The organism is Nostoc sp. UHCC 0252 (genome assembly GCF_034931145.1).
Classification (GTDB): Bacteria; Cyanobacteriota; Cyanobacteriia; order Cyanobacteriales; family Nostocaceae; genus Nostoc.
In genome coordinates this window covers 52,551-70,543 of sequence record NZ_JAYGHE010000026.1, presented here as the reverse complement: position 1 = coordinate 70,543, position 17,993 = coordinate 52,551, and the positions used below count along the sequence as shown (strand labels likewise).

20 protein-coding genes are annotated in these 17,993 nt (G+C 40.7%); 11 read left to right on the top strand and 9 right to left on the bottom strand.

Annotation, left to right across the window (positions count from 1 at the left end; all coding sequences use genetic code 11):
* The first annotated feature begins 97 nt into the window (after window positions 1-97).
* Window positions 98-1,159: an L-histidine N(alpha)-methyltransferase gene (locus VB732_RS16495; protein ID WP_323231945.1), complete on the top strand. Its 1,062-nt coding sequence runs from the start codon at window positions 98-100 to the stop codon at window positions 1,157-1,159.
* 304 nt (window positions 1,160-1,463) lie between these two features.
* Here the strand turns inward: VB732_RS16495 and VB732_RS16490 are convergent, their stop codons facing one another.
* The gene (locus tag VB732_RS16490) at window positions 1,464-1,673 is read right to left on the bottom strand and encodes a type II toxin-antitoxin system HicB family antitoxin (protein WP_416235755.1); all 210 of its coding nucleotides are present in this window, start codon (window positions 1,671-1,673) and stop codon (window positions 1,464-1,466) included.
* Window positions 1,660-1,926 carry a type II toxin-antitoxin system HicA family toxin gene (locus VB732_RS16485; RefSeq protein WP_323231944.1) on the bottom strand — a complete coding sequence of 89 codons (267 nt, stop codon included), beginning with the start codon at window positions 1,924-1,926 and terminating at the stop codon, window positions 1,660-1,662. The genes VB732_RS16490 and VB732_RS16485 overlap by 14 nt, the downstream gene beginning before the upstream one ends.
* 366 nt (window positions 1,927-2,292) lie before the next feature.
* Here VB732_RS16485 and VB732_RS16480 point away from each other — a divergent pair, with 366 nt between their 5' ends.
* The 4 genes from VB732_RS16480 to patX all read left to right on the top strand — a co-directional run bounded on the left by VB732_RS16480 (window position 2,293) and on the right by patX (window position 6,233).
* Window positions 2,293-3,063, top strand: coding sequence for a pentapeptide repeat-containing protein (locus VB732_RS16480; RefSeq protein ID WP_323231943.1), 771 nt, complete (start codon window positions 2,293-2,295; stop codon window positions 3,061-3,063).
* Between the two features lie 42 nt (window positions 3,064-3,105).
* The gene (locus VB732_RS16475) at window positions 3,106-3,723 is read left to right on the top strand and encodes a TenA family protein (protein ID WP_323231942.1); all 618 of its coding nucleotides are present in this window, start codon (window positions 3,106-3,108) and stop codon (window positions 3,721-3,723) included.
* A gap of 405 nt (window positions 3,724-4,128) precedes the next feature.
* The gene (locus VB732_RS16470; protein WP_323231941.1) at window positions 4,129-5,898 is read left to right on the top strand and encodes an FAD-dependent oxidoreductase; all 1,770 of its coding nucleotides are present in this window, start codon (window positions 4,129-4,131) and stop codon (window positions 5,896-5,898) included.
* A gap of 107 nt (window positions 5,899-6,005) precedes the next feature.
* On the top strand, window positions 6,006-6,233 hold the full coding sequence (gene patX, locus VB732_RS16465) for a heterocyst-inhibiting protein PatX (RefSeq protein WP_323231940.1): 228 nt from the start codon (window positions 6,006-6,008) through the stop codon (window positions 6,231-6,233).
* A gap of 779 nt (window positions 6,234-7,012) precedes the next feature.
* Here the strand turns inward: patX and VB732_RS16460 are convergent.
* Window positions 7,013-8,071, bottom strand: coding sequence for a class I SAM-dependent methyltransferase (locus VB732_RS16460; protein ID WP_323231939.1), 1,059 nt, complete (start codon window positions 8,069-8,071; stop codon window positions 7,013-7,015).
* Window positions 8,072-8,080: 9 nt separating this feature from the next.
* On the bottom strand, window positions 8,081-8,344 hold the full coding sequence (locus VB732_RS16455) for a hypothetical protein (protein ID WP_323231938.1): 264 nt from the start codon (window positions 8,342-8,344) through the stop codon (window positions 8,081-8,083).
* A 100-nt stretch (window positions 8,345-8,444) separates the two neighbouring features.
* Between VB732_RS16455 and VB732_RS16450 the strand changes: the two genes are divergently transcribed.
* Entirely contained in the window at window positions 8,445-8,645 is a 201-nt protein-coding gene (locus VB732_RS16450) for a hypothetical protein (protein WP_190727574.1), read from the top strand.
* Window positions 8,646-8,764: 119 nt separating this feature from the next.
* On the opposite strand, the gene glnA is transcribed toward VB732_RS16450, so the two are convergent.
* Window positions 8,765-10,186 (bottom strand): type I glutamate--ammonia ligase, encoded by a 1,422-nt coding sequence (gene glnA / locus VB732_RS16445; protein ID WP_323231937.1) that lies wholly within the window; start codon window positions 10,184-10,186, stop codon window positions 8,765-8,767.
* A gap of 357 nt (window positions 10,187-10,543) precedes the next feature.
* On the opposite strand from glnA, the gene apcB reads away from it, so the two are divergent.
* The gene (apcB, locus tag VB732_RS16440; RefSeq protein WP_323231936.1) at window positions 10,544-11,053 is read left to right on the top strand and encodes an allophycocyanin subunit beta; all 510 of its coding nucleotides are present in this window, start codon (window positions 10,544-10,546) and stop codon (window positions 11,051-11,053) included.
* Here apcB and VB732_RS16435 read toward each other — a convergent pair.
* Together VB732_RS16435 and VB732_RS16430 are read right to left on the bottom strand one after the other, a co-directional pair.
* The gene (locus tag VB732_RS16435; protein WP_323231935.1) at window positions 11,050-11,214 is read right to left on the bottom strand and encodes a hypothetical protein; all 165 of its coding nucleotides are present in this window, start codon (window positions 11,212-11,214) and stop codon (window positions 11,050-11,052) included. The two genes, apcB and VB732_RS16435, sit on opposite strands and share 4 nt — an antisense overlap.
* Window positions 11,215-11,314: 100 nt before the next feature.
* Window positions 11,315-12,502: a glycosyltransferase family 4 protein gene (locus VB732_RS16430; protein WP_323231934.1), complete on the bottom strand. Its 1,188-nt coding sequence runs from the start codon at window positions 12,500-12,502 to the stop codon at window positions 11,315-11,317.
* 403 nt (window positions 12,503-12,905) lie between these two features.
* Here VB732_RS16430 and VB732_RS16425 point away from each other — a divergent pair, with 403 nt between their 5' ends.
* On the top strand, window positions 12,906-13,976 hold the full coding sequence (locus tag VB732_RS16425) for an LOG family protein (protein WP_323231933.1): 1,071 nt from the start codon (window positions 12,906-12,908) through the stop codon (window positions 13,974-13,976).
* Between the two features lie 248 nt (window positions 13,977-14,224).
* Here the strand turns inward: VB732_RS16425 and VB732_RS16420 are convergent, their stop codons facing one another.
* A complete protein-coding gene (locus VB732_RS16420; protein ID WP_323231932.1) occupies window positions 14,225-15,313 on the bottom strand; it encodes a DNA polymerase beta superfamily protein in 1,089 nt (362 codons plus the stop codon).
* A gap of 155 nt (window positions 15,314-15,468) precedes the next feature.
* Window positions 15,469-15,702 carry a Nif11-like leader peptide family natural product precursor gene (locus VB732_RS16415; protein ID WP_323231931.1) on the bottom strand — a complete coding sequence of 78 codons (234 nt, stop codon included), beginning with the start codon at window positions 15,700-15,702 and terminating at the stop codon, window positions 15,469-15,471.
* A gap of 429 nt (window positions 15,703-16,131) precedes the next feature.
* Here VB732_RS16415 and rplU point away from each other — a divergent pair, with 429 nt between their 5' ends.
* The 3 genes from rplU (at window position 16,132) to VB732_RS16400 (ending at window position 17,790) form a co-directional block, all read left to right on the top strand.
* Complete coding sequence (gene rplU, locus VB732_RS16410) at window positions 16,132-16,539, top strand: 50S ribosomal protein L21 (protein ID WP_323231930.1); 408 nt, start codon at window positions 16,132-16,134, stop codon at window positions 16,537-16,539.
* 25 nt (window positions 16,540-16,564) lie between these two features.
* A complete protein-coding gene (gene rpmA / locus VB732_RS16405) occupies window positions 16,565-16,861 on the top strand; it encodes a 50S ribosomal protein L27 (RefSeq protein ID WP_323231929.1) in 297 nt (98 codons plus the stop codon).
* A 212-nt stretch (window positions 16,862-17,073) separates the two neighbouring features.
* On the top strand, window positions 17,074-17,790 hold the full coding sequence (locus tag VB732_RS16400; RefSeq protein ID WP_323231928.1) for a molybdopterin-dependent oxidoreductase: 717 nt from the start codon (window positions 17,074-17,076) through the stop codon (window positions 17,788-17,790).
* Window positions 17,791-17,993 lie beyond the last annotated feature (203 nt).

Sequence of the window (17,993 nt, the reverse complement as noted above, 5' to 3'; positions counted from 1 at the left end):
ATTCCGAATTTTGGGACAATGATATGAGAAAATACCTTTTTGCCAAGCATTGCGGCTAATTCATTTCAACACCGAAGAAAACCAAAGAACAAGAATAATGGCTCAAAATTTTCATAGCGATTCCCAACTTAGCTCGGATATGTTAACTGCTATCAATCGCACAGCAAAGCCAAGTTCTGAGTTCTACTCTATTTTTTCTGAAGAAGAAGTTTTAAGGATAATTAATGCATTAGAAGTTAGCCGAGAAATACCTCTAAAGTATTCTTATAAAGGTAGAGGTGCAAAAATTTGGGACGATTTTTATCGAAAATATGTTATTCCTAGATGGTATCGAACATCGAATGTTGAAATTGACCTTTTAAAAGGCAATTTCGATTTCTTTAATCAGAATATTCAAATCGGCGAAAAAGTTAATATTGTAGATGTTGGTGCAGGAAATTCATATCCAGTTAAAAAGTTTATTCAAAAACTTCATAAATTGGGAAAAATGAATAAATATATAGCTTTAGATATAAGCGAAGAATTGCTTCACGTGTCCCGAAATAATTTAAAAAAATGGTTTCCTCTAGTCGAGTTTATTAGTTCCACAATTGACATAGAAAATAATTCTATACCTATAGCCTTATTTCAAAATAAAGCCGATCTTAAAATTGATAATACAGCAAAAATATTTTTCCATTTAGGTGTTACCATTGGGAACCATCAAAATAGAGACGAGGTATTCAAAAACTTCAGAGATAGTATGGGAAAAAATGATTGTCTGGTATTTACTAATGAAATTGGCTCCAACTCTACATGGAATGGAAACGTGAGAGGCGGATGCAAGTATCATGTAGAAGAAATATATGCATGGGTTAAAAACAAAATTGGGATTAAATCTGAAGACTGTGAATTGGTGAGGAAGTATGATTTAAAAACCGATAGTATAATTGCCAATATCAAACTCCATCATGATTACACTATAAGTTTCAACCAGAAGGGGATAGATAAAAGCATTGAAATTTCTGAAGGTGAAGAAATTACTATCTGGCGACATCATAAATTTGAAATCCCTCAACTTTTGCAAGAATTAGAACATTCTGGGTTACAACTTATCCAATATAGTATTGACAAATACAAATCACATATTATGGTAATTTGCAAAGTTGCTAGTAACTAACCGTGTGCATCAAGATCCCCGACTTCTTTGAGAAGTCGGGGATCTAACTGTTTAAATTGTGTAAATAAAAAGGAGTCAGAAGACAGAATTCAGAATTCAGAAAACTCTACCCACAAGGGGATACAGTTTTGATTACGAAAAATATTTATTTTATTTTCGCCCACCAGGGGCGAGGTTTTAACCAATATTCATCACCCACTCGTACAGAATTCATGCTGAATTCTGACTCCTGAGTTCTGAATTCTTCTCATAAAATATTTATGATGACGCTAAAAAATCGGCTTTATTTTAGTTCGTGTATCAATTAAATATACATCAAACGCGGTCTAGGTTGAGGAATTGAACGCCCTAAATCCTTAGCCGTTTCTATCCATTCTTCCATAACTAATTCTACATTATGCAGGGCTTCTTGATAAGTATTACCGTCAGCAGCACAACCTGATAATTCTGGTACTTCTGCAATAAAGGCTTGATCTAATTCACTCCAATAGAGAATAATTTCATAGCGAAACATTATTTTTACTTCCTAAGTTATACTTTTTAAGTACTGCACGGACTTGTTTAACTTGATAGCTTTTGGCTTTCCCTCTCTTATGTTGCAGGTTTAATATTTCCTCAACATCGGCTTTGACAAAAATACGATGATCGCCACGAATCCGTTCATCAAAGCCTAGTGTATACAAGAGTTGCCACAGTTGGGCAAAAGGGATGTCTGTATCAGAAGTCCCAGAGAGAATTTTTTCTAAGAGTTTGTCTTGCTGACTCACGTTTTTCTAACTGTCTTAATGCTTCTATAGTCTCATATTTATTTAAAATCAGGACATACAAGAGCAAATGGATCTTACAGATGCTTATTTGAAACGATATTTTACACAGTTTTGACTAGCGTGGAGTGCATCATTTTGCTTGACATTGATAGTTTGATTATTTCTCCGATGCGATCGCACAGAGACGCACCAGAAGCTATATTCTGGTAGTGGTGTATTAAAGCTAACAGAGAACCCCTATACTCAAATTTACAAGTGATATAGGTAACTACAGAGGTCAAATTGTTGAAATTGCTAATATCATAAGCTGAAGTATAAATCCATCTCAGTCAGGATTGACTACTGAGAAATAAATATTACGTAAATATGAAGAAGCAAATTCTAGGTGCAGCCGTATTTTTAACCACGATTAGTTTGACAACAAGCGTACAAGCAGCCAATTCCGAACACATTAAACAGTTATTAGCAACCAAACAATGTCAAAACTGCGATTTGATTAATGCAGGGTTAGTGATGGCTGACTTATCTGGAGCCAATTTGAGCGGCGCTAATCTCACAGGTGCTAACCTCAGTCGGGCAAACTTGAGCGGCGCAGATTTGCGGGGTGCAAACTTGAGTGGCGCTAGTTTATTTGGTGTTAACCTGAGCGAAGCTAGATTTAGTGGGGCAAATTTGGCGGGTGCTGATTTGAGAAATTCTTATCTAGTAAATGCACAACTGACTGGTGCTTACCTAAGTGGTGCTAACTTTCAAGGTGCAGTTGGTATACCATCACAAATTGCTTCCCCAGAAGAATTTTATGCTTTGGGTGTAGCAGAAGCAGAAAAAGGCAACCAACAGCAAGCAATTAGTTATTTCAATCAAGCGATCGCTATTAAACCACAATTTGCAGGCGCTTATTTAGCTCGCGGTATCGCCCGTTACCAAATACTAGATAGACAAGGTGCATTCCAAGATGCTCAAGTTGCTGAAAAATTGTTTACATCCCAGAACAATAGCTCTGGAACACAAACAACGCAGGCTTTTATCAAAGAACTGCAAACACCGCTAAATGAAAAGGTAAGCACTGGTAATCCTAATTTCGTTGACCTGTTTGGAAATCTTGGCTCACTCTTACTCCAGTTCTTGCCTTTTTAAATGCCCCCTTTTTGAAGGGATAAGACAAATGACAAATAACAAATGACTTTATCTAACGAATTATGGGCAGCAAATCAAGACTTAGCCCAAGATTGCTTAAAGCATCCTTTCGTTCAAGGTATTGGCGATGGTACTCTTGAGCAGGTGAAATTTGCTTACTACGTAGGGCAAGATGCTTTTTTCTTAGAAGCTTTTGCCCGTGCATACAGTATCGCCGCAGCTAAAGCACCAGATTGGTTAGGTTTCACCACATTTCATAACTTAGCTAGTGGAGTTTTAGAAGAACTGCGGTTGCATAGTGGCTATGCTTCCCAGTGGCAAGTCAATTTGAACTCTGTAAAACCAGGAGCCGCCACCCGTCGCTATACAGACTTTTTGTTAGCAACTGCTTGGAGTAAAGACGTGGGTTTAACTGCTGCGGCGATGTCTCCTTGTATGCGTTTGTATGCCTTTTTGGGAGAACAGCTAGCTTATAATGGTATTCCTAATCATCAATATACAGACTGGATCCGCACTTACAGCAGCGCAGAATTTCAACCACTAGCACAACAATTAGAAAATTTGGTTGACAATTATGCCACTAGCGATTCTGTTGTGCATTCAACCTATCGTTATGCTATGTTTTGCGAACGCGACTTTTTTCAAGCTGCGTGGGAGTAGTGAAAACTGCTGTTATCATCTGCTCAAAAATAGCTTATACCAATTTAATGTGAAGCCGCACTAAGAGTACTCCAAGTAAAAAAATGCTCAATTGTCATTGCGAGCGTTCGCGGAGCGTCTCGTAGAGAAGCGAAGCAATCGCAAGGGCTGGGATTGCTTCGCTTTGCTCGCAATGACGGGTTTTGGATCATTTATTTTTTGGAACACTCTAAATGAGTAATATCATGTCCGGCAAATTACTTATACCTCGCCTCTTTACCCGCAACTATCATTTCTCTTGAAAAGGTTTTGAGTATTTTTAGGACTTACGCAAAACTACACGCAGTAGGGGAAATTCACGAATTGCCCCTATCGGAAAATCAAGGTTTAGGTTATTTTTTGCCTAAGTCCTGTCTAAATTAAGCAATGGTTAATCAGACATACACAGCTGATGTCTTAGTTGTCGGTGGTGGAACCGGAGGTACTGCGGCTGCTATCCAAGCAGCGCGACGGGGAGCCAAAACGATTCTAGTGAGTGAATTTTGTTGGTTAGGGGGAATGTTAACTTCGGCTGGAGTATCTGTGCCCGATGGCAACGAATTAGAAGCCTTTCAAACAGGATTATGGGGTGCGTTTTTGCAGGAATTGCGACAACGACAACCCGGAGGATTAGATAACAGCTGGGTAAGCTTTTTTAGTTACGATCCACAAATTGGGGCAGAGATTTTTGCAGATTGGGTACAGGAATTGCCAAATCTGCACTGGATTTCTGGACAAGTACCAATAGATGTGTTCCGTCAAGGTGATTCTATTACTGGTGTGCGCTTTGCTGATTTTGCTGTCACAGCCAAAATTATTCTCGACGGCACAGAATTAGGAGATTTATTAGCTTTAGTTGACATACCTTACCGTTGGGGCTGGGAATTGCAATCTGAATGGGGAGAACCCAGCGCCCCAGTGAGTTTTAACTCTTTTACCAAGAAATATCCGGTGCAAGCGCCCACTCATGTCGTGCTTATGCAAGACTTTGGTGATGCGATGTCTCCAGAAATTCCGGCTGCCCCTAACTACGATCCATCCCAGTTTACAGGCGCTTGGGATAGCTATGGAGCAGAGACATTTTTGAATTATGGACGTTTGCCTGGTGGTCGATTCATGATTAATTGGCCAATCTGTGGCAATGACTACGGCCAAGGAGTAGGGCGGCTGATAGAGTCAGATGTGTCTAGAGATGAATTCATCCAAGAATGTCGCTGGCACAGTCAAAATTTTGCCCATTTTATCCAAAATCAGCTTGGTCGCCGCTATGGTTTAGCAGAAAAAGTATTTCCTCACGCCTCTACAGCTTTTGCACTGCATCCCTATTACCGGGAAAGCCGCCGCTTAGTGGGACTAACTACTGTCCGCGAACAGGATATTTTGCCGATCGCTGGAGGAACAGTTGCATCTATATTTAATGATGCGATCGCAATTGGTAACTACGCCAATGACCATCATTATCCTGGTGTTCAATTCCCACTGCAACCAAAATCTATCTTTTGGGGGGGACGCTGGACTGGGACTCCCTTTACAATTCCCTACAGTTCATTAATTCCAGCCACAACAGATGGTTTCTTGGTTTGTGAAAAGAACATTTCTGTCTCCCACATTGCTAATGGCGCTACCAGATTACAACCCGTGGTTATGGGCATTGGTCAAGCCGCAGGGATGGCGGCAGCGATATGTGTTGAGTTAAACTGCCAGCCAAGGGATTTACCTATTCGGTTGCTGCAAACAGCTTTATTAGAGGATAATCGCTCAAAAACAGCAATTATTCCTTTATTTAATCTTCCACTCAATCGTTCGGATTGGCTGCACTGGCAACTGTATTACTTAAATAACCCACAAGCCTATCCAGATAGTGGTTATTGCCCTTGTCCATCGGAGAATGATTACCCTGAGCCTGCTTTTGACAAAGCATTAATTCGGGAAAGTAACTTTTTCAAAGGCATTTTCTTCCGCTTGGAACAGCAGGAATACAGATTCACTGTCACAGCACCAGCCGCATATCAAGGGCAAAATTGGCAGCTTGTGACTTTGCGATCGCATATCGACGAGCAATTACGCGCTTATCCCCACGAACAATTAGTTACATTGTGGGGTCGTTACAATCACTCTGGTAACTGGTTATTAGTCGAACACTTAAAGGAAGGATAAGAAGACTTTATTTTCAGTAAAACAGAATACTTTTTGATGAATTATCCGGATATTAATCAAAAAGCTAAGTATCAGTGAAGTGGAGAGTTCCAAAATAGACACCTGCTATGCGTGCTGCCATTTCACTTTTAGTTTCGAGTCTGGTATTCGGCCCCTTAGCTTTTAACTGCCAAGCAATGGTCAATCACTTATCAACTGGGCTGCCTTCCACATCTACTTCGGAACAGTGGCTCTCGGCGACACCTGAACAAGCTTCAGATGATACGCCACGCCATCGCGGTAGTGGACGTAGGGAAGTAACACAAAAATTTCGAAATATCTATGCTTTGGTTTAACTACCGTAGGGTAATGCCTTTTTTTTCTAAAGGAACCATACCAGAAAACACGATGTTGTGCTAACATCTTTGACACAACTTTTCTCGTAGAAGATATACAGTTGACACACGAAAATCTTCAGCGATCGCTTAGTATTTCAACTGCAAGCTTTGTATCTTCTTAGTTATTCTTAATCCTGGCGATCAAAATGCAAATCAAAATTAAGTGCCTCGATCAACAGCATTAACCACTTCTCAAAAGCTATATACTGCTGTCCCTATTCCTGGGAAGCTCTGCATCTCAATCCTCAACCGCTCTAGAAATAGATGTTACGTAGGTTATCAGTTAATCTAAAAAACATCTAAATAAAAACATTTTGCTTGTTGAGGAAATAGTCTTCAGGTAACTCCACTTTATTCCCCAATCGGTTTTCTTCTCATATATTGAGTAACTAATGGATCTTCGCTTTGACGGGTGTTTAGCGTCCTTTACCGAAGCATAAAATCCTTTTCGTTTCATTTGAGGTTATCTAGGGTATAGCTTTGCATAAGTAGTATAGGTTTATTGCCCTTGGCAACCAAATATTACTATCTATATATGATCTGCTCTTGCACCTTGCTTCATTCTCCTCGCAGATGGTTCCGACGGAATAAATATATATTAAGAATATATTAAGAAGAATCTGCTAGCTCGTCTCACTCATTTTAATTAGTATACACCCAAAGACAGATGCAAAATTTTGCATCTGTCCTTTTTAATTAAAGTTTACTTAAAGAAAACGCAATCAAGAGCTATTGTCTCAAGCTGGTTTATGAGCAATAAAATACTTGCTCATAAAATGGACTTGCATCTCAATATTCTCAAAGCCTGCTTTCTGTAAACGTTCTACCAAGTCATCGGTGGTGTAATGCTTGTAATAGGGTTCATGGAAAGCTTCAGGGAAAGAGTCCATCATATATTCCAACTCAGGCGAATCACTCAACTGAATTGAGTCACAGATAATAAAGACCCCGCCTGGCTTTGTTACCCGAAAGCATTGCTCAATTACTGTCTGACGTACAGATGCTGGTAACTCATGAAAGAGAAAAACAGAAGTTACAGCATGAAAATAGTCATCTACATAAGGTAACTCTTCGGCATTCCCTTGCAAAAGTTGCGGCAACTCTCCTGGAATTTGGGATAGTAGTTCATTTGCTTTCCGCAAATAAGCTGGTGACAAATCTGTGCCAAATAGAGATGCTTGAGGCAAGGTTGCCCGAATTAGCTTCAAAGTCCGCCCAGTTCCACAAGCTACATCCAAAATACGGGTTTGCCGTGGTGCAATTGAATCAAAGGCTTTCAGCCCATCCTTCAGAGGAGCAAGAATTCGCCGCCGCATCGCATCAGCAGCCCCACCAAAAAGAATTTCTACTTGTAAGTCATATAAATTGGCTGACAAGTCGCTCAAATAGCCATCGCTTTGGTGATGGAAGTTCTGCAAGTAGTAGCTGGGATAACCATCTGTGTCAATTTCGGGCGAAAAATTTTGGTAATTCTGTTGTTTAATCCGCTCCCAAATTTGAGGAAAATCTAGCCATACCAGAGGATAGTAGGAAAAAAAGTCTTTCCAGGGGTTATCAAACAATAAACTTTCGGGGTAGACACCTTTTTGGGCATCTTGCCAGTCTGTTTCCAGCAGCTGGTTCAATCTCTGCTGAAGCTTGACTAAAATCTCATTCGGGATGGGTTTGGTCTTTTGTTCAAGTGTCGGATACACCAGGTTCTTCAACTGTGAACCTAGTATTTTGTGAGCTAGACCAAAGTAATTTTTGCCCTGCTGAAAGGTTTGATAAGTCAGCTTAGTTAAACTCTCAGGCATAAAAATAGCTTAAGTTTTGATTACTTTTATGTAAACTATTGTAACGAAAAAATTATCTTCTGTTGGAAAGGCAAAGACTCTCAGGCGAGATAAATGTGAAGCCAGATGACCTAGCTTTGGAAATACCTGATACAAAGACAGAATGTCATTGCGAGCAAAGCGTTCGCGGAGCGTCTCGAAGAGAAGCAACCCCAGTCCTTGCGATTGCTTTGCTTCGCTCGCAATGACAATAAATATTTTTGTCTGATTACTTATGTCAGCAAAAGCAAACATAAACTTTTGTAAAAAGTAGCTTATGTTACAGAATCTTTGCTATATTGGTTTATAGAGAAACCAAAAATTATATATTCACAAAATAGAGAGGAATATGGTTATGTCTATCGCAGATAAATCTCGTGCGTTGATGGTGCGTGAACATCAGCAAGTCAAGAATCGCCAACAATCCATGCTGATGCGTGCTGCACAAGAACTTGGTCTTCCTGAAGAAGCATCCCACTACTGGAACCCGATTCAAGGAAAAGTAGATGCTAGCACTCGGATGATTTATGGGCCTAGCCATGCTTCTATGAGTTAAGTTTCAAGAGTTTTAAGCTGGATTTTTTGAGTGAATATCTCAACTGACAACTCTAAAAAAAGCCACCCTCTACTTTAGGGTGGCGAAACTTATTAATTTTAGTTAGATCCGATGCTTAATTAAGCATCGTAGTAGAGGTAAAATTCGTAGGGATGAGGACGCAGCTGTAACTGTTTGGTTTCGTTAAGCTTGTAGTCAATCCAATTTTCGATAAAGTCTTCCGTGAAAACACCTGATTCGGTCAAGAAAGCGTGATCGTTTTCTAGCGCTTGCAATGCCAGTTCTAAAGAACTTGGAGTTGAGGGAACCTTTGCAAGCTCATCTGGAGAGAGTTCATAGATATTCTTATCTAAGGGTTCACCAGGATGAATTTTGTTCTTAATGCCATCGATACCAGCACAAAGCATTGCAGCAAATGCCAAGTAGGGGTTAGATGTAGCATCTGGACAACGGAATTCTAAACGCTTGGCTTTGGGGTTTTTACCAGATAGAGGAATACGGATAGAAGCAGAACGGTTTCCTTCAGAGTAAGCTAAGTTAACAGGAGCTTCATAACCAGGTACTAGGCGCTTGTATGAGTTGGTGCTGGGGTTGGTAATTGCCAACAGTGCTGGTGCGTGTTTGAGAAGACCACCAATGTAGTACAACGCCATATCACTCAAACCGGCATACTTATCACCTGCAAACAGAGGTTGGCCGTCTCTCCAGATGGACTGGTGACAGTGCATCCCCGAACCGTTATCGCCAAAAATCGGTTTTGGCATGAAGGTGACAGTTTTGCCATATTTTTTAGCAACATTCTTGATGACATATTTGTAAATCATCAACCAGTCAGCCGCTTCAATCAACTTCCCAAACTTGAAACCTAGTTCGCACTGACCACCAGTAGCAACTTCGTGGTGATGTTTTTCAATGGGCACACCTAATTCTGCCATTGTCAACAGCATTTCTGTACGGATGTCTTGGAAAGAATCCGTCGGTGCGACTGGGAAGTAACCTTCTTTGAAGCGTGGTTTGTAAGCTAAGTTGGGTTTTGCATCTGTACCGGCTTTACCAGAATTCCAAGCACCTTCTTCGGAGTCTAAGAAGTAGTAGCCTTCGTTAGCAGTTTGGGCAAACCTAGCACTATCAAAGATAAAGAACTCAGCTTCAGGGCCAAAGAAAGCTGTATCACCGATGCCACTGGCAACCAGGTAATCTATTGCTTTTTGGGCAATAACCCGTGGGCAACGGTTGTATGGTTCACCCGTGCGGGGGTCTTTAATACTACAAATTATACTTAGTGTTGGCACTTCCATGAATGGGTCGATCCAAGCAGTGTTGGGGTCGAGTACCATTGTCATGTCCGATTCGTTGATTGCTTTCCAGCCGCGAATGCTGGAACCGTCAAAAGCTACGCCATCAGTGAACGCAGTCTCATCGATTTGGTTTTGGTACAGTGTGAGGTGCTGCCAAGTCCCTACTGTGTCGATGAATTTGAGATCAATCAGTTGAATTTTTTCATCTTGAATTCTCTTCAAGAGTTCTTGTGGTGTAGTCATTGTTACTCCTTCTCTACCAATTTCCTAAAGTCAACCAGAATCTTACGTTGCATCCTAACCCTGCTGATCTCAATCAGACCGTGACACACCAGAAATATCTTAAATAGTAGACATTAGCGGATTTTGTAGCTTATGTTACAGATATCTGGATTATCAGGTTATATTAACCTTTCAGCGTTCATCTGTACAAAACTGGAAAGTTCATCATATAGGGGTCAACTTTGGCATAGAATCCTTAAATAGTGGATAGATTGTTTTTGTGCCGAATCTATTTTAAATAGCACAAAAATTTACTGGTGCGTGAGTGCAGCCAAATAAATATCAAACCATAAATAGCAAGGATTGGGAGAAAAAAGAATGCGCGATGCGGTAACAAGTTTAATTAAGAATTATGACTTAGCTGGTCGGTATTTTGACCGGAATGCGATCGATAGCCTGAAATCTTACTTTGACAGTGGTACAGTCCGAGTACAAGCGGCGGCGGCAATAAATTCTAATGCGGCTGCACTCGTCAAGCAAGCTGGTTTGAGGTTATTTGAAGAACTGCCAGAATTGATTCGTCCAGGCGGAAATGCTTATACAACTCGTCGTTATGCAGCTTGTCTGCGGGATATGGATTACTATCTGCGCTATGCCACCTATGCGCTAGTTGCTGGAAATACAAATGTATTGGATGAGCGTGTGCTGCAAGGGCTGCGGGAAACCTACAATTCTTTAGGAGTACCTATTGGGCCTACGGTTCGTGGTATCCAGATTCTCAAGGATCTGATTAAGGAGCAAGTAGCAGCAGCAGGTGTGGCTAATACTGCTTTTGTTGATGAACCATTCGATCACATCACACGCGAGTTGAGCGAACAGGATATTTAGTCATTCAACAAAAAGTATAAAATATAGCGATCGCACTTTTGTCTTTGTTGAGAAAGAGCGATCGCTTTTTTGTAAACTCTACCAGGCTTTGAAAAAGGTGTACTTGTGAGCGATCGCAAATCGCAATGTATACTTTTATGACTTACGCAAACAATAGCCAAAAAGAAAGATTGTCAAATATAGGTAATTCATAAATTGCCCCTACTACGTGTACTTTTGCATAAGTCCTATTATTGAAAAAACCGGGATATGAGAAGTTGCTTACCAGGCAATTTGCGATCGCTCTTGTACAACTCTCTGATATACTTCTTGAGTTTGCCTAGCTAATTTCGGCCAGCTAAAGCGGCGCTCTAAATCCTCATAAGCATTATCCACCAGCCATTGCCGATAACCTGGATTTTTCAAAACTTCCAAAATTCCCCAAGCTAAAGAATCGGGATTGTTCACCCAAGTAACAATACCTGTTTTGGTATGTTGCACCACTTCAGGAAAACCGCCAGTATCAGAAACCACTACAGGCACACGGGAAGCAAAGCTTTCTAGAGCGACAATCCCAAAGGGTTCGTAAAGGCTGGGAAACACGGCACAATCAGCGACAGTTTGGAATTTATCTAAGTAATCATCGGAGAGAAAACCGGTAAAATAGCAATGATGCCAAATTCCCAAATCCCAGGCTTGGCGCTTGAGATGGTCAGTATTGCCGCCACCGACGATGACAAATTTAACATTACCTCCCATTTCTGACAGGATTTTGGGTGCAGCATTAAGTAATGTCGGTACACCCTTTTCGTAAGTCATGCGACCAAGGTAATAGACAATTTTCTCATTGTCCGTGGCAAATTGGCGGCGAAAATCCAGCGCATGAAAATCTACGTGATGCTGTTTTTTTTCGGCTCGGATACCGTTATAAATGACATCGATTTTGTCCCAAGGACTTTGTAATACTCGTTCTACTTCTTGGCGCATATAATTGCTACAAACGATAATTCGCCAAGCGTTGAAAGCCAGTAAGTTTTCTTTGCCATTTATATAGGCTTGGATATGTGTATGAATACCGTTATAGCGTCCGTATTCTGTAGCGTGAATTGTAGCAATTAGTGGTATTTTGAGACTATGCTTGAGAGCGATCGCAGCATCTCCTACTAACCAATCATGAGCATGAATTAAATCAAACGGCCCTTCCTCTAAAATCAACTTACCACCGTGATCTCCCATACTCAGGTTGAGATTGACTACCCAGTGGAAAAAGTCGTTACTATATGCCACTGGCACGCGATGTACCTTTACTCCCTCAACCACCTCATACATTGATGCCTGACCAAATTCGGCTGTAATCAGGTGGACTTCATGCCCTAGCTTTACCAGTTCTGGGTACAACTCCGCTACATGCCGCGCAATTCCCCCAACAATCCTTGGCGGAAACTCCCAACTCAATACCAATATCTTCATCTGCTAGACTCCCCGACACTTTACAAATATCTAAAAAACTACATTTACCTAAAAATACAAGGGTGGCAAATGTAGCGAGTATGTTTACTAAAATTGTTAGATTTTTTAACTGTTATTTTGTTAAAGCTTATCAAATATCCAAATAAACAGAATACTCTAGACACAGAGGATACAGATACAAGGTTAAAGTGCGATCGCCCACTCCACAAGAAGTTAGATTAAAATTGGCATCTTTAAACACCATTATCCGAGTCCCAATCTCAAAAGATGGGAATTTCAGCTTCAGAGATACTACTTCAAAGCCAGTTTTGAGAGCGCTAACGGTACATCACAGGGCTGTATCCCGCTTGCTAGAGTGTCATTCATTCACGTAGAATATAATGCCATTGTTGCAGCAGTTCTCATGACTTCATCTGCGTCATTTGACACATTAGAGTCTTTACAGGCGGATATCGCTGAATTAATCGCTCGTTTACCGACATTAAAAAATCGGCAATTTATTCAGCAAGCACTTGCCACCATTGTTCGTCTATCTGATTCCGAGATTGAGCGTCTTGACTGGAAAATCTTGTCGGCTGCATTAGCAGATATGGAACGAGGTTTCCAGTTATTTTATGATTACCGACACGTTCGCAAAGTCACCATCTTCGGTTCTGCCCGTCTAGCACCAGATAGACCAGAGTACCAAATGGCCCTTGATTTTGCTCGTAATATTTCTCAATTAGGATTTATGGTGATGACCGGCGGCGGCGGTGGAATCATGCAGGCGGGTAACGAAGGCGCTGGGCGAGAAAATTCCTTTGGATTAAACATTCAGTTACCCTTTGAGCAGGAAGCAAACCCTTTTATAGAGGGCGATCCTAAGCTAATACATTTTAAATATTTCTTTACCCGCAAGCTATTTCTCCTCAAAGAGAGTGACGCTATAGCCTTATTTCCGGGAGGCTTTGGTACTCAAGATGAAGCTTTTGAATGTATGACATTAAGCCAGACTGGTAAATTTGGCCCAGTACCTCTAGTTTTAATTGATCACCCTGGTGGTACTTACTGGCGTTCTTGGAGCGAATATATTGATAAGGAATTAGTGCAAAATGGTCTTGTCAATCCTGAAGATCCTAGTCTTTACACAGTGACAGACAACCTGGATGTCGCTTGTGATGCAATCACCCGTTTTTACCAGGTTTATCATTCCTGTCGATATGTAAGTGGTCAATTAGTCATTCGCCTGAAGACAGATATATCAGACGCTCTTGTAAAGCAACTCAATGCTAATTTTAGTGACATTCTTGTTAAAGGACAGATTGAAAAAAGTCAGGCGTTACCTCAAGAAGCACAAGATGAAACTGCTGAACTACCTCGCCTCATTTTGTACTTCAATCAACGTGACTTGGGGCGCTTGTATCAGATGATTGCCACAATTAATCAGATGGGTAATCCTTCACCAGAAGATGTAGCGCATCCAGAAAGGAAGTAGCTCAAGACTTAGACAAAACTTTAGTCGAAACCTTAATTTTCAGGTAGGGGCAATTCATGAATTGCCCCTACCTGAACCAAGCGTATCTTCATACTTAAATTTAGAGTACTCCAAGTAAAAAAAGGCTCAATTGTCATTGCGAGCAAAGCGAAGCAATCGCAAGGGCTAGGATTGCTTCGCTTCTCTACGAGACGCTCCGCGAACACTCGCAATGACGGGTTTTGGATCATTTATTTTTTGGAACACTCTTACCAATTTTGCATTTCTACTAATTCCATACATAACTCATTAATTTGCTCCAAATCAGGTTTGTGAGGTAGTGCAGAATGATCATAAACAGTTTCCATCTCAGAAACCAAATCTTCTGCCATTTTCATCACCTGCTCATAAGAATATTCACCCTTTAAAATAGCTTTTAAATCCTCAACATCACCAGCTATTCTTCTATCTACAATGACTTCACCTTGCTGCAATATTTCTACTCCACTGCGTAACAATCTAATGCAGTGCATCCCATGTTTGAGGTCAAAACCCGACTTTTTTTCCATTTCTGCCCTAGCCGGATTTCTATTTTCCTGCCAAGATAAGTAAGCCTTCCATTCTCTTAAAGCTATTTGGTAACTTTGGCTTTTTTGAAGCAAACGGATAAAATCTTTACGGCTATTAGTTAAGTTTTGGGTATATTCTAAAGTTTCATCGGGTAAAGTATATTGTTTTAACACTCCTTTAAAATCAATATCTGCTGTTAGTAATTGGTATAATTGCTCCGCTTCTTCCAAAAACTCAATCCGTCCTCTGATTAAGTTATAAAGATACTCCAGAAAAGCATTTAGCTCATCTTTGCCCAGGGGCGCTTCGTTTTCTATGGCGAAGTCAGATGGTACTGGTTTTTTTTGCGGTGGTTTTAATAACCATTTACGATGAGTTTCCATTTTTTTGATTTGAGCAAAGGCATAACCAGTGTAAGTATGTTTTACCTTCTTGCTCAAAAATAGCTGCTTATAATTAATTAAATGTTGTCCAACTGTGCTGAGAAAAGGATAATTATTTAACCAGAGCAATTCTAAAACATTGGGATTCGCACCTGCTAATAACTGGAGGATTTTTCTTAATTCATATATAACTGTGTCTTTATTGCCATCAATGAATGGAAATATTCCTGGTTCATCCCAACCAGTATCTTTTTGTTCTATGCGATCAAATCCCAAGTAGTATCTTTTAGGTGCAATAAATACTCCCCGATAATCAAAGTCTGAATCAGGACGATTTAAACCATAGCCGTGGCTACCAGCCAAACCAATTAAAATAGTTCTTTGCTCAACTTCTATTCTTTCCATATCACCTGATTAAAATATAGTCATCCTAACTCATGAGTTAAGCAGGTGAGAAGATAGGAAGCAGAGTTATTTAGTTTAATAAAAATTGCTCCTCAAGGAGATGATGCAACGGTATCCCCTTAAAGAGCAAAACTTTCAGTTTCTTAGAAGAGGAATTATCTAGGATTAAGGTGTCGTCTAGTTCCCCATCCTGGATTGACGATCGCAGCTAAATCTTCTTCAGATAAGTTGTTGATTTCATTTTCTAGTTCATCAACTGTGAAATCATAGCCACGCTCTTTAGCAATCTTAATAAAGGCTTCTGGATCAGCTGTTGCTTTGAGTCTTTGCTGTAATGCTTGATCTTGTTTTACGGCTTGAAAAAGTCGGGTAGCATTTTGCTGTGTCATGACAATCCATCTCCTGTTTTAAATATCAGGTTTGAATGTAGAAATTTGATTGCGGATTTCCTAAATTCTGTAAAGAACTATTAGATTAAACGTGTGAATTTAATTTTAAAACAAAGCAGAAAAATATGTAGATATTGACAAGAAACTATAAGTTTGAGTCTAAATTATTTCTAATAAGTTATAAAATTCATCCCTACGATAGAAGCAGTACTTAATTAATAAGCATCGATTCTGAGTTTTGGGTAAGCGATCGCCATCACGAACTTTGGTAAAATAAAAGCTTGACTTCCCCCTTATGAATAAAATACAATATTAGATTGTCTGTCTAATTCCTGCTCGGATCAGGTAGACATATTACAAAAGCTGGCAAAAGCCTCTCTACAGGAGATAAAAACCAGCTACCTGTACGGCAACCTCAAGGACAATTTAATGACCTACGCAATTATCGAAACTGGCGGCAAACAAATACGAGTAGAGCCAGGGCGGTTTTATGATATTGAACTGCTTCCCACCGAACCCGATGAAAAAGTTACAATAGACTCCGTATTACTCGTGCAGCACGATGGCGAAGTCAGCATTGGACAGCCACTAGTGACAGGTGCGACTGTAGAAGGGACTGTAATGCGACATTACAGAGGTCGTAAAGTCTTGGTATACAAGATGAAGCCGAAAAAGAAAACCCGCAAAAAGCGGGGGCATCGTCAAGAAATTACCAGACTTATGATTGACTCCATCACCCTCAACGGTGAAGTGTTTGTTGCCCAAGGAGAAGCGGAGAAGGAAACCCCCGTTTTAGATGAGACTCCTGCTGAAGAAGTTGAAGTTGCTGCTGAATAATAAAAGAAGTAGATAAAGAGGAAATATGGCTCACAAGAAAGGAACAGGTAGTACACGTAACGGTCGTGATTCTAACGCCCAACGTCTGGGTGTCAAGCGTTATGGCGGTCAAGTTGTGCGTGCAGGAAACATTCTCGTGCGTCAGCGCGGTACTAAATTTCACCCTGGTAACAACGTCGGTATTGGTAGCGATGACACTCTGTTTGCCTTAATCGACGGTGTTGTAATGTTTGAAAGAAAGGGCAAAACCCGTAAAAAGGTTAGCGTTTATTTACCCCTAACTGCTGCTCAGGCAGCTCCTGCTGAAGCAGTAGCAAGTTAGAGTCTTAGGGTGGGTAACAGTGCCCACCCTAATTGCTAGTTAGCGCTGGTATGGTTTTCAGATTGCCTAAATAAAAGTCGCTTTGCTCCTCTGTTGCCCATAGATTAGTATCAAAAGCATCAAAGCGCAGATATTCTTCACTAACAAAATATTACTTACCCTGAAGATAGGAAGTATCCGTCTAGTTAAATCTATGTTCCTGTAGAGGTAATATGAGTCTGATTCTTCCCAAACGCACACTATCCCGTCGTCGGTTATTGCAAGTATCTGGACTTTCAGGGGTAGGCTTTCTTTTAGGTGGCTGTGGGACAAATTTGTTCTCAGATAATCTGCGGCAAATATCTGAGCCGCTAAACCAAAGTCTGGAAACACTGCTGTTAAGTCAGAAACCAGTTCCAGAATTTCCTGTCAGTGCCATAGAACCAGATAAGTTGCTGGTTAATACTTTTGATTTCACCCCACAAATTGATCCGGCGCAGTTTCGCCTGAATATTGATGGTGAAGTTAGTAACCCGATGCAATTGAGCATGGCAGATATTGAAAAACTTCCCTTGACTTCAATGATAATTCGCCATGTCTGTGTTGAAGGCTGGGCTGCGATCGCTCAATGGGGAGGTGTGCGATTGCGAGACTTGGTAGCGCTAGTACAGCCTAAGTCTAATGTCCGCTATGTCTACTTTAAATCTGCTGATGGTTACTATGAAAGCTGGGATATTGCTTCTGCTGTACATCCCCAAACCCTGATGGCTTATGAAAAGAATGGACAACCATTATCAGTTGATCATGGTGCGCCCATACGCCTAGCATCCCCAATTAAACTGGGCTACAAGCAAAGTAAGTGGGTAACTCAAATTACATTTGTCAGCAATTTGTTACCTCGTAAAGGCTATTGGGAGGATCAGGGCTATGAATGGTTTGCAGGGTTATAAGAGTATTCCAAAAAATAAATGATCCAAAACCCGTCATTGCGAGCGAAGCGAAGCAATCCCAGCCCTTGCGATTGCTTCGCTTCGCTCGCAATGACAACTTGAGCATTTTTTTACTTGGAGTACTCTAAGGGAGCAGGGGAGGCAGGGGGAGAAAATCTTACATTGTGCCTTCTGCGATAGTATGTTTTTTAGTTGGAAGTTCC